At 51.6% G+C, this 11,773-nt stretch carries 11 protein-coding genes and 1 pseudogene; 10 read left to right on the forward strand and 2 right to left on the reverse strand.

Going from position 1 to position 11,773, the window contains the following annotated elements; all coding sequences use genetic code 11:
• Positions 1 to 1,154 precede the first annotated feature (1,154 nt).
• A pseudogene (locus C7J97_RS15435) lies at positions 1,155 to 1,364 on the forward strand (replication initiator protein A); the annotation flags it as partial.
• Between the two features lie 227 nt (positions 1,365 to 1,591).
• Here C7J97_RS15435 and C7J97_RS13935 read toward each other — a convergent pair.
• On the reverse strand, positions 1,592 to 3,424 hold the full coding sequence (locus C7J97_RS13935; protein ID WP_113993045.1) for an alpha/beta hydrolase: 1,833 nt from the start codon (positions 3,422 to 3,424) through the stop codon (positions 1,592 to 1,594).
• Positions 3,425 to 3,727: 303 nt separating this feature from the next.
• Positions 3,728 to 4,735, reverse strand: coding sequence for a PocR ligand-binding domain-containing protein (locus C7J97_RS13940; protein WP_236132173.1), 1,008 nt, complete (start codon positions 4,733 to 4,735; stop codon positions 3,728 to 3,730).
• 326 nt (positions 4,736 to 5,061) lie between these two features.
• Between C7J97_RS13940 and tnpA the strand changes: the two genes are divergently transcribed.
• The 9 genes from tnpA to C7J97_RS13990 all read left to right on the forward strand — a co-directional run.
• The gene (gene tnpA, locus C7J97_RS13945) at positions 5,062 to 5,499 is read left to right on the forward strand and encodes an IS200/IS605 family transposase (protein ID WP_242983535.1); all 438 of its coding nucleotides are present in this window, start codon (positions 5,062 to 5,064) and stop codon (positions 5,497 to 5,499) included.
• 409 nt (positions 5,500 to 5,908) lie between these two features.
• The gene (locus tag C7J97_RS13950; RefSeq protein ID WP_113993048.1) at positions 5,909 to 6,778 is read left to right on the forward strand and encodes a DUF6017 domain-containing protein; all 870 of its coding nucleotides are present in this window, start codon (positions 5,909 to 5,911) and stop codon (positions 6,776 to 6,778) included.
• On the forward strand, positions 6,778 to 7,611 hold the full coding sequence (locus C7J97_RS13955) for a ParA family protein (protein ID WP_113993054.1): 834 nt from the start codon (positions 6,778 to 6,780) through the stop codon (positions 7,609 to 7,611). Before C7J97_RS13950 ends, C7J97_RS13955 begins: the two co-directional genes overlap by 1 nt.
• The gene (locus tag C7J97_RS13960; protein ID WP_113993049.1) at positions 7,568 to 8,497 is read left to right on the forward strand and encodes a ParB/RepB/Spo0J family partition protein; all 930 of its coding nucleotides are present in this window, start codon (positions 7,568 to 7,570) and stop codon (positions 8,495 to 8,497) included. The genes C7J97_RS13955 and C7J97_RS13960 overlap by 44 nt, the downstream gene beginning before the upstream one ends.
• A 63-nt stretch (positions 8,498 to 8,560) precedes the next feature.
• Positions 8,561 to 8,986, forward strand: coding sequence for a hypothetical protein (locus C7J97_RS13965; protein ID WP_113993050.1), 426 nt, complete (start codon positions 8,561 to 8,563; stop codon positions 8,984 to 8,986).
• Positions 8,987 to 8,995: 9 nt separating this feature from the next.
• A complete protein-coding gene (locus tag C7J97_RS13970; protein ID WP_147232768.1) occupies positions 8,996 to 9,442 on the forward strand; it encodes a hypothetical protein in 447 nt (148 codons plus the stop codon).
• Between the two features lie 123 nt (positions 9,443 to 9,565).
• Complete coding sequence (locus tag C7J97_RS13980) at positions 9,566 to 10,012, forward strand: DUF3846 domain-containing protein (RefSeq protein WP_055186031.1); 447 nt, start codon at positions 9,566 to 9,568, stop codon at positions 10,010 to 10,012.
• Positions 10,013 to 10,041: 29 nt separating this feature from the next.
• Complete coding sequence (locus tag C7J97_RS13985) at positions 10,042 to 10,500, forward strand: PcfB family protein (protein ID WP_015536851.1); 459 nt, start codon at positions 10,042 to 10,044, stop codon at positions 10,498 to 10,500.
• On the forward strand, positions 10,497 to 11,773 hold a 1,277-nt coding region (locus C7J97_RS13990), incomplete at its 3' end, for a VirD4-like conjugal transfer protein, CD1115 family (RefSeq protein WP_113998239.1). The genes C7J97_RS13985 and C7J97_RS13990, both read left to right, overlap by 4 nt.

Consider the following 11,773-nt stretch of genomic DNA (forward strand, 5'->3'; position numbering starts at 1 on the left):
GCCTGAACGGCAAATTTGCCCCGGGCAGCAGCATCCCGGCCTATCAGGTACTGAACGCCTACCGCAAGCTGGCAGGATAAAACCTCTCAGTCTCGCTTCGCCCGGCAGCTCCCCTGACCGGGGAGCCAAGAACGCAGGCGTGTTCCGGCAAATGACATCAAAACGCAGCCGATGCCCTGACTTTCCCATCAGGAGAGGGGGCGCGGCATAAAAAATAAGCATCCGCAGCGCACTGCGCCTGAGCTGAAGCAGCCCGGCCATGCGCTGCGGATGCTTTTGTTGTGCGGCGGGGCACGCCGCCAAAAACAAAAAATCCGAACCCTTCTCTTTCGAGAAAAGGTTTGGGTCTTCCTTGTCTGGTGCGAGTAGTGAGACAGAACTTTTTAAAAACAATCGTAGTATAATTTATTTTTGAGGTCATTGGATAGCAACTTGCTTGTATCACATCCCGATGGGCAGCTGTATTGAAAAAACAGCTACCCAAGACAAAAAGAAACGCCGTATCGTGTTAAACGATACGGCGTTTTATGGACCTAGAGGGATTCGAACCCTTGACCTCTCGGATGCGAACCGAACGCTCTCCCATGCGGACCTTAAAGAAGCCCCCAAAGGACAAAACATTTCTTTTGAAAAATGGCAAAAAACATAGGCGTAATGCGGGTTTTCGGACGAGCATTGCTTTCGAGAAAAAATTGCCATTCTTGCTTCAATGTAAAAAAGTTACACATCAGGAGAAATGCGCTTCAGATGCGATTTGAACGGGCGACCATCTGAATACTTCTTGCGGATCATGCACCGTATGGGGATGATTCGGATTATATCCCCTGTGCGATGAAATTGATGAGAAACAGTTAGATTTTTTCTGGCTGTTTCTTTTTTATTGCACAAATCCGGCGAAAACAGTGCCGATGGATACGCACCCAACGAAGATGCAAATGCCCAAAAAAGCCATCAAATATTGCCTTACTTTATACAAAATATAGCAAGCGGTATACGCACCATAAAGCATATACGGTATAACGTCAATTTTTTGTACATATCTCAACTGAATGACTGGAGGTGAGTTTTCAAAATGCCTGTTATTTATGTTGCAAAAACATCTTCCTACGCACGAAGAATCACGTTCGTTTTAGGACAGACGGTTGAAAAACAGCATGATCCTTGATTATTTCTACGGGCAAGCCGGAGAGCTGTTTTCGTTCTACCGCATTCCAAAGGCTCTGTTTCAGGAGCCACGGTTCCAGAGCCTGTCAACCGATGCCAGGACCCTGTACGGTATCCTGCTGGACCGCATGAGCCTGTCCGTGAAAAACGGCTGGCTGGACGAGCAGAACCGGGTGTTCATCCTCTTCACGATACCAGACCATGCCCATCGCAGAATAAAAGCTCCACAGCGCATACCTGTTGGTATAAAATACTCGGCCATCCCAATGGCTTTTGATGGAATAAGGATGGCACCCAACCGCTGATCTTAAAAATGCCCAGATAACACAAAGCCGGGCTGCTGCACAGAAACTGTGGAGCAGCCCGGCTTTTCTACAACGCAGTCACACCGCTGCAGTTCTGATCCAGAGGAACAGAGTGGGTGTGCTTAGCCCAGGGTGAGGGTGTTGGTGACGGAGACCACGCAGGCGAGAATGCCCATGATGATGCCGCCGATGTAGGGGTTTTTGGACTTCTTGTAGATCTTGCTGCACACAAAGACGGCAAGGGGCAGGATGAAAACGATGGGGTAGAGCCAGATGCCGGTAATGGAGCCGCCAAGGTGAGTAAGCTCGGACCACAGGAAACCCTTGTTGAAGAAGGTGATGTACTGAACGCCGATCATGATCTCGGGTCCGATAAAGACGAAGAACATCTGCACCAGAGTGCTGAGCCACTTGGACTTACCCAGCTGTACAAAGTTGAAGCCGTTGGTGGCAACAGACAGGGCAATGTAGTACACCAGCCAGAACACCAGATACTTTGCAATGGTGGCAAAGTGCATGGGTGCAAATGCACGGATGGTGATGAAGCACCACAGGCGGAAGTCGGTGAGGAACAGGTAGTCGGAAATGAACACCAGCGCATAGGCGGCGACCACCACGATAAGGGACAGAACGATGGTCTTCCAGAGCTTGCGACCGCTGATCTTCACGCCACGCTCTGCCAGGTCCAGGCCGTTCTTCTTGCTATAGCAGTTATAGGTCACCACCATAACCAGGATGGTAAACACGCCACAGAGGAAGGTCCACATACCGATGTACCAGGTGGCACCCTGATTCCAGAATGCCGGACGGTTCTTACTGCACCATGCATAGATGGTGGGGTAGAGGATCATGCCCATGATGGCACCAAATGCAAGACCGCCCCAGTACCAGCCCTTGCCCTTGCCCTTGGGAGCGGGGAGCGGCTGTGCGTCAGCAGCAGGCTTGAGCTCTGCAAAGTAGCGAGCGTCCAGAAGGGCGATGGCGGCGTAGATGACGAACATAAAGAAGCCAGCGATGCCCACCGTATTGAAGAATGCCTTCCACTGCCATGTCTGGTTGTTGGCATCCAGCTTGATGGGAGCATCCAGTGCCTTGTCAAAGAAGGTGACGCTGTCAGCAACAACATTCTTGGAGAAGTGTGCCCAAGGGTGGGTGATGGCCGGGTTGAAGATGACACGGATGGATTCCTTGCCGTCGATCTGCTCGGTGTAGTAGGTATCGGCACTGCGCTTGTCCAGACCGGTGGGGTCTACGCCAAAGTGCAGGAAGGACTGTGCAGTATTCTGGTCGATGTAATCCCGGGGAGCACTCTTGGTGCCGTCTTCCTGCTTTACCCGGTGGAAGAACTCGTCGTACTGGCAAGCAACGATACCAGCATCACGGCTGCCAAAGATGTTGACCCACTGATCGTCCTTCTTGTAAACGGCATCGTTGGACACCAGCAGTGCGGCGGCGATCAGCCCTTCCTCGTCCTGCATCACAGCCACACGGCTGGCAAGTGCGCCGTTGGAGTGACCGGTAACGCCGATGCGGCTTGCATCAACGTAGGGCAGGCGAGCAATGTACTTTACGGCATCGTAAAGACCGTTGGCATTGTTCTCAGCATCCCACCAGGTTCCGTCCGGGATGACCTCAGAGTCGCCGTGACCGTACATACTGATGGAGATGACCACATAGCCTCTGCGAGCGTACTCAACATAGTTGAGGTCCTGCATCTCACGGTTGTTGTACCAGCCATGGCTGGTGACGATCGCCGGAGCGGGGTTCTCTCTGGTGGCGTTTTTCGGCACCAACAGAAGGGCGTCCAGTTCGTGACCGCTGTCGGTGACCATAGTGATGTCGTGGTACTTGATCGCACCGCCGCCTGTCTGCACCATGGATGCGCCCAAAGAGCTTATAAGGCATAGGATCAGAGCGATCACGACCCAGAAGCTCGCGCTCTTTTGCTTTTTCATTTTGTTTCCTCCTTGTTGTGATTTTTTTTTCTTTTTGTTGAGTGTAACACTTCACACTCAACTGCCTAATGAGAATTTATCAAAGATGCACAAAAAATGCAATAAATAAGTTTGTTGCTCTTTTTATGGATTTTGTTGCTGTTTTTTGTCATTTATTCGTTTTTTGTCTTTTCCGTTTGTATACAAAATAACTTCCACAAATTAAAGCTGCTGTAATTGTAAGAACTGAACAAAGGGGCTGCAGCACGTGATTTTGTGCTGCAGCCCCGATCCGGTGCTTTTTTTGGAAAGCAGTGCCCGCTATTATGAAAATTTTTTTCGTTTTTTCGACGACCGGTAGGCGGAGGGGGTGATCCCCTCTGTGCGTTTGAACACCGCCGTAAAGTGGCTGATGTTGTCATAGCCTACCTCTTCAGCGATCTGGGAGATGCTTTTGCCAGTCTCCAGCAGCAGCTCCTTTGCCAGTTGGATCCGGCGGCTGCTGATGTAGTTCACAAAGCTCTCTCCCGTTTCCTTATTAAAGGTCCGGGAAAAATAGCTGGGGCTGAGGTGGCACAGGTCTGCCATCTCCATCATGGTGATCTCCTGCTGCAGATGATCCCGGATGTAGACCACCGCCGGGTAGACCACGCTGCTGGGGTTTACCGGCAGCACCCCGGTCTGCTGCGGTCTGTGCTCCTCCTGCGGCAGGAGCTCCTGGATCTGGATCTCCTCGCTGGGCTGTTCGGCATTGGCACTCATCAGCCACTTATAGGTCTCATCCCGGGTGTGGCTCTTTACGGCACGGTCAACAATATAATGCACCATATCGTTGATATATTCTGCGACCTGAACGATCCGGTCGTAATCCATTTCTGGCAGAAGCTCGTATTTCCGCAGGATCTCCTGTTGTGCAGCGTCCTCTTGCGGAAGGATGGAACTGATCTCGTTTACCAGACGCTCCGCCTTTTCCCGGTCCTTGTGCCGCAGACGCACCTGCCCGAACATCACGGCACCAAGGTAGATATCCCCCACCATGACGGGGACCGCTACGTCCACGATGCCGCAGTGGCACAGGTAGATGTAGGGGCGGCCCCGGCGCACTGCCTCCACTCCTGCCAGCGCATCGCAGCGGAAGCAACGCTTGCGAGAAACGGGATTCTCTCGCACGATGCTGCAGAACGCGGTACGGCCACTGTGTTTCGTGACAGGCTTCCCCTTGATGTCGATGCAGACGATGGCGGTACCGGTCAGCTCCGCCAACCGGTCCTGCATTTTTTCCCAGAGAGGGATATCCAAAACGTTTTCTATGGTGTATTCAAACCTGCTCATACCTTCGATTTCCCTTCTCCTTGCCGGACATTCGAACACTGCCATCATAAATGACCCGGCGTGGAAAAGCAAGGTCCTCGGAGCAAAATCATGGTAATGTACAAATTTTCTACATTGAATAGGGTATATTGACGAGGGATTCCGTGGACAGATCTGCCCAAACCGAATGCAGCAGGCCTTCATCAGCCCTGCGTCGAGCGGAACGACCATCCTCAGGCTCACAAAAAAGCAAAACGCCTGTTGGGACACGGCATTAGCGGCGGCATCCCCAGTAGACATTCCTACTGGTTGGGAACCGCGCACTAAGCAACAGCAATGGGTTGCGTTTGCTGATTTTCCGCAGTGTAGTGTTTGCAGCAAAATATCGGAGAATGGTGATATATGGCCAAATCAAAAAAGATATTGGTCAGATACTTCGCAAACTATGCGAGCAAAAGGATATTGAAATAATTGAAGCAGAAGCCTGCCCGGACCATATCCATATGCTGATAAGTTTTTCGCCGAAGTATAGCATTTCTTACGTTATGGGATATCTCAAGGGAAAGAGCAGCCTCATGATTTTCGACAGACACGCGAATTTAAAGTACAAGTATGGAAATCGGCATTTCTGGGCCAGAGGATATTTTGTGGATACTGTTGGAAAAAACAAGCAGAGAATCCAGGAGTATATCAAGAGACAGCTAGAACAAGACCAAATTGCAGACCAGTTAAGCCTTAAGGAATTCACGGACCCGTTTACGGGTAGCAAGGAAACCAAGGCGTAAATAAAAGGCCCCTTGAGGGGCCTGCCACGAGACAGGAATGCAGTTGGCAGACCCATTCGTGGCCCCTTAAGGGGCTTTACTAGTATTATGCCCTTCTAGGGCTTACTCAAGCCACCGGCTCAGCCGGTGGTTTTGACTGCACAAATCGGCAAAAACAGTGCCAACGGTTACGCACCCAACGAAGATGAAAATGCCTAAAAAAAGCTATCAAATATCGCGTTGCTCTATACAAAATATAGCAATCGGTATACGCACCATAAAACATATACGGTATAACGTCGATTTTTGTACATATCTCAACTGAATGACTGGAGGTGAGTTTTCAAAATGCCTGTTATTTATGTTGCAAAAACATCTTCCTACGCACGAAGAATCACGTTCGTTTTAGAACAGACGGTTGAAAAACAGCATGACCCTTGATTATTTCTACGGGCAAACCGGAGAACTGTTTTCGTTCTACCGCATTCCCAAGGCTCTTTTTCAGGAGCCACGGTTCCAGAGTCTGTCCACCGATGCAAAAATCCTGTACGGCATCCTGCTTGACCGCATGAGCCTGTCTGTGAAAAACGGCTGGCTGGACGAGCAGAACCGGGTGTTCATTATCTTCACGATAGAGGATGTCAAGAGGGCATTGTGTTGCGCAGACAACAAAGCGACCAAGCTGCTCCGGGAACTCGAAAAGTTTGGTCTGATTGAACGAAAACGCAGAGGTCTGGGAAAGCCAAGTTTGGTGTATGTGAAGAACTTTTCAGCAGAATCGTCAAAATCAATATTCCAGAATCGTGATTTTCACGATTCTGGAGGCTTCAAAATCGCGTGTCAAGACCCTTCAAAATCACGATGTAATAAGACTAAAGAGAATGATACTGAAATGAGTGAGACTGATCCTTTCTATTCTGAAGAAGCGGAGGGGATGAGCAAACGCACCCGACTGGAAGAATATTTTTCGCAGGCTTTGGAAGTGGAACTCCTGCTCCGGCTTTGCCCGGACGATGAGGACACCATCTATCAGATCGTAGATTTGTTGGTGGACACCTGCGCTACCAACTGCAAGCTGCTGCGCATTGCCGGGGACGATAAGCCCGCCGAGGTGGTACGCAGTCGCTTTATGAAGCTGAACGCTGACCATATCCGCTTTGTGCTGAAGTGCCTTGCAGAGAACAGCAGCCCGATCCGAAACATGAAACAATACCTGCTCGCTTCTCTGTACAACGCACCCACCACGATGCAGCTTTCCTACCAGAACCAAACCAACCACGACTTAGCGATGCGGAGGTGATAAAAATTTCAAAGAAAGCAACCACAATAGCCATCGTCAACCAGAAAGGCGGCACCGGCAAGACCACCACTTGCGAAAATCTGGGCATTGGGCTGGCGATGGAGGGCAAGAAGGTCCTGTTGGTGGACGCTGACCCGCAGGGGTCACTTACCATCAGCATGGGCTGGCAGCAGCCCGATGAACTGCCTACCACCCTTTCCACCCTGATGGCAAAAGCCATGAACGATCAGAGCATTCCGCCCGGTGAAGGCATCCTGCACCATGCAGAGGGCGTTGACCTGATTCCGGCAAACATTGAACTGGCAGGGCTGGAAGTTTCCCTTGTCAACTGCATGAACCGGGAAAAGATGCTGAAACAGGTGCTGGAAGGTGCAAAGCATGAATACGATTTCATTCTGCTGGATTGTACCCCTTCCCTTGGGATGCTGACCGTCAATGCACTGGCAGCAGCAGACACCACCCTGATTCCCGTGCAAGCGCAGTACCTGTCTGCGAAAGGCTTGGAACAGCTTTTGCAGACCGTGCAGAAGGTCCGGCGGCAGATCAACCCCAAGCTGAAAATCGAGGGCATCCTGCTGACTATGACCGACAGCCGCACCAACTACGGACAGCAGATTGACAACCTGATTCGGGGCGCTTACGGCAGCAAGATCAAGGTGTTCGACCAGACCATTCCCCGGTCTGTCCGTGCTGCGGAGATCAGTGCCGTGGGTAAAAGCATTTTCCAGCACGACCCCAAAGGCAAGGTGGCAGAAGCCTATAAATCTCTGACCGAGGAGGTGATGGCGAATGCCGAAAGGCAGCTTAAACGTGTCGCTGAAAGGGGCAGATGACATTTTCTCCACGGAAGAATCCCGACAGGAGCAGCAACGAGAGCAGGTGCAACAGATCCCCATTGGAGAGCTGTTTCCTTTCAAGAACCACCCCTTTAAGGTTTTAGACGATGAATCCATGCAGCGCACGGTGGAAAGCGTAGAACAGTACGGTGTGCTTTCTCCGCTGATTGCCCGCCCACGCCCGGAAGGTGGCTACGAGATCATCTCCGGGCATCGCCGTCAGCACGCTGCACAGCTTGCCGGGCTGGATGCCCTGCCGGTCATTGTCCGCAACATGGATGATGATGCCGCAGTTTTGCTCATGGTAGATAGCAATCTCCAACGTGAAAACATCTTGCCCAGTGAAAGGGCTTTCGCTTACAAAATGAAGCTGGAAGCAATAAAAAATCAAGGTGCTAGGTCAGATTTAACTTCTGGACAAATTGTCCAGAAGTCGAAGCTGTCCATTGAACGGGTTGCGGAAGATGCTGGCGAGGGATATAAAACCGTCCAGCGTTTCATCCGCCTGACCAACCTTATTCCCGAACTGCTGGACATGGTAGACGAAAAGAAAATTGCCTTTAATCCCGCTGTGGAGTTGTCATATCTCGACACGAACCAACAGCGGGATTTTTTAGAAGCAATGAACGACACCCAGAATGCACCGTCCCTTTCCCAAGCGCAGCGGCTTAAAAAGCTGGCGCAGGAAGGGCACTTCTCGTATGACGTTGCCTTTGCGGTCATGGGAGAAGAGAAAAAGGACGAGCTGGACAAAGTGGTCATCAAAAACGACACCCTGAGGAAATACTTTCCTCGCAGCTACACCCCGAAACAGATGGAGGACACCATCATCAAGCTGCTGGAACAGTGGCAACGCAAACAGCAGCGGCAGAATGAACGCTGACTTATACCGTAACGAAAGACCCGATGGGGTCTTTTTCTTTTGCAACTAAAAGGAGAACAGCCTATGAATGATTATTCCAACCGCACCATTCGCTCCGAGGAGATCACCATTGATGTGCGTATCTGCGCTGCGCTGGCGGCAAACCGGGGTAGCGGTGAGGTCTACCTCGCAGCCATTGCCCCGGATATGGAGCTGACCGTCATCACGCTGGACGAGGCTCCCGGCATCCTGCCCTGCTTTGAGGAGGATGATGCCTGCCTGAACCTCCCTGATACCTCGCTGCTGCTCTGCTACAACCCGGCGCAGGTGCTGAAGATGGGCGGCAAGCACTACCTGACCGGCCCGGTGATTCTTGTCCGCACCAACATGGACGGCAGGGTCATCTCTCTGACCATTGATGAGGTCTACCTGTTCCAGAAGTATCTGGAAAGCCACAGTATCACCTTGATGGCTGACGACCAGAAGCTGCCCTGCATCTGCATCGACTGAGGTGCCGCTATGTCAACGAGAGCGGAATTTTTCCAGAGTATGTATCCGGGACTGTCCGATGGTGAAGTCATTGATGAACTTATCAAAGCCAGCATATACGGTTTTGAACACGGCCCGGAGGTTGTGACCATCAGTGCCGCAGAGGGCATTCATTATGTGCCTTACGATGCGGAAATGCAGAAAAAGCTTCCGTATTATGGAGGTGCCTACGAAGCCTGCAATATTCCTTTTACGGATTTCCAGATCCGCTATCAGCCGGAGCAGATTCGCATTGTGGATGGTAAACGCATCCTAGAGGATACAGCATTTCTCTGCCGGAAGGACAATGATCACTTCCTTATTCTGCCGAGCATTTATGAGAAGCTGGACTTGGATGACTGGCTTCTGGCACACCTGTTTTTCTACGACAAAGACGGAAAACGGTATATCGGTGTGGAACTGTCGGAGGTTGAGTGATGCGATTTGTCTTTGGATTTATGCTGTTTGAAGCCGGCGCTTTTTTCGGCTTCTTTGTGGCAGCTCTGTTGAACGCCGCCCGTGCTGGGCAGGAAATCACTATCAAATTCGAGGAGGAAGATAATGGAGCAGAACGAGAACACTCTGTCGGTGCTGAAAATTGCACCGGGACAGTATCCGCAGCAGGTCGAGATCGATAACGACCTGAAAGCCTTGCAGCAGGCGGTGGGCGGCTCCATCGGCGCAAGCTACCCTTTTGAAGATCCGGTCGCCATCGTCTACAACGATGATGGCAAGCTCATGGGTCTGCCGCTGAACCGTGCCCTGTGGGACGAGGACGGGCTGATGTACGATGTTATTGCCGGAACCTTTCTGGTGGTGGGGCTGGGAGAGGAAGATTTTGTGTCGCTCTCTCCGGAGCTGGCTCAGAAGTATGAAGAAGAATTCCATCAACCCGAAGCTTTTCTCCCTCTGGGGCGTCGCCTGATGGTCATTCCGGTGCCGGATGAATCGGTTCAGAATGACGCAGAAAAGGCCGTAAACAAGCCCCCGGTGGAACATGACCGCTAAGACGATTTTCTGCACAGGAGGTGGTAACGATGCAGGAAGAAATCGAGCATAAGACGGTCAACCTTGCCATCTCGACCACAAAACTGTCCGCCCGCACCCTGCTGCGCGGAATGCAGTTTCTGTTGCGGCAGTATGACAAGCACGCTTCGCAGGGCAAGCAGTCCATGAAGCGGTTGGTACGGCAGAACCGTGGCGTGACCAATGTGGAGATTCAGAAAACCGGCATCAAGGATTTTGACCGCTATGCTAAGCGGTATCACATCGACTACTCCATCCAGAAAGACCTGTCCTGCACGCCGCCCCGATATCTGGTCTACTTCAAGGCACAGGACACGGATGCCTTGAGCGCAGCGTTCAAGGAATATTCGGCATCGGTGCTGGATAAAACCAAGCGTCCTTCCGTGCTGGCAAAGCTGCATGATCTGGCGCAGTCCGTTGCAAATCTGCCGGACAAAGTGCGGCACAAGCAGGAGGAGCGTGGCCTATGAGCAAAAAGAAGCTTTCCAAGCTGCTGGCGCTCTATCTGCCCTATGTGGTGATTGGGCTTGTAGCTACCAATCTGGGCGAGGCTTGGCGGCTGGCTGTGGGCAAGGAACTGGGCGACAAAATCGTATCGCTGATGGATACGCTCCCGGCTGTATTTTCAAATCCGCTGCCCAGCCTGCACCCATTTGACTTGTTCATTGGTCTGTGCTGCGGTGCTGGAATGCGGCTGGCGGTGTACCTGAAAGGCAAAAACGCCAAGAAGTACCGCCACGGCATGGAGTACGGCTCTGCCCGGTGGGGCGGACCCAAAGATATCGAGCCGTTCATGGCTCCAAAGTTCGAGGACAATATCATCCTCACCAAAACAGAACGGCTGATGATGTCCAACCGCCCGCCGGACCCCAAGAATGCCCGGAATAAAAACGTGTTGGTGGTGGGCGGTTCCGGCAGCGGCAAGACCCGGTTCTGGCTGAAACCAAATCTTTTACAATGTCATAGTTCATATGTAATTACTGATCCAAAAGGCAGTATCGTGGTCGAGTGCGGCAATGCCCTGTTACAAAAGGGCTACAAGCTAAAGATTTTCAACACCATCAACTTTTCCAAGAGTATGCGCTATAACCCCATGGCGTACATCCACAGTGAAAAGGACATTCTGAAGCTCGTCACCGCACTGATGACCAACACCAAAGGTGAGGGGCAAGGTGGCGACCCTTTCTGGGACAAGGCTGAACGGCTTTTGCTGGTTTCACTGATCGCGTACCTCCACTACGAAGCCCCTGTCGAGGAGCAAAACTTCGCAACATTGCTGGAAATGCTCAACACCATGCAGGTTTCGGAAGATGATGAAACTTATCAGAATCCAGTTGACCTACTGTTTGAGGATCTGGGTAAGAAGAAGCCAAAATCCTTTGCCGTGCGGCAGTACAAACTTTACAAGCTAGCTGCCGGCAAAACGGCCAAGTCGATTCTTATTTCCTGCGGTGCCCGGCTCGCACCCTTCGATATTCAGGAAGTCCGGGATGCCACCATGTACGATGAACTGGAACTGGACAAGCTGGGCGACCGGAAAACGGCGCTGTTCCTTATCATGAGCGATACGGACAGTACTTTTAACTTCCTGATCTCCATGATCTACACGCAGCTTTTCAATCTGCTCTGCGATAAGGCAGATGACCAATACGGCGGCAAGCTGCCCGTCCATGTGCGGTGCCTGATCGATGAGTGTGCTAACATCGGTCAGATTCCGCAGCTGGAAAAGCTGGTGGCTACCAT

The organism is Faecalibacterium prausnitzii (assembly GCF_003324185.1).
Classification (GTDB): domain Bacteria; phylum Bacillota; class Clostridia; order Oscillospirales; family Ruminococcaceae; genus Faecalibacterium; species Faecalibacterium prausnitzii.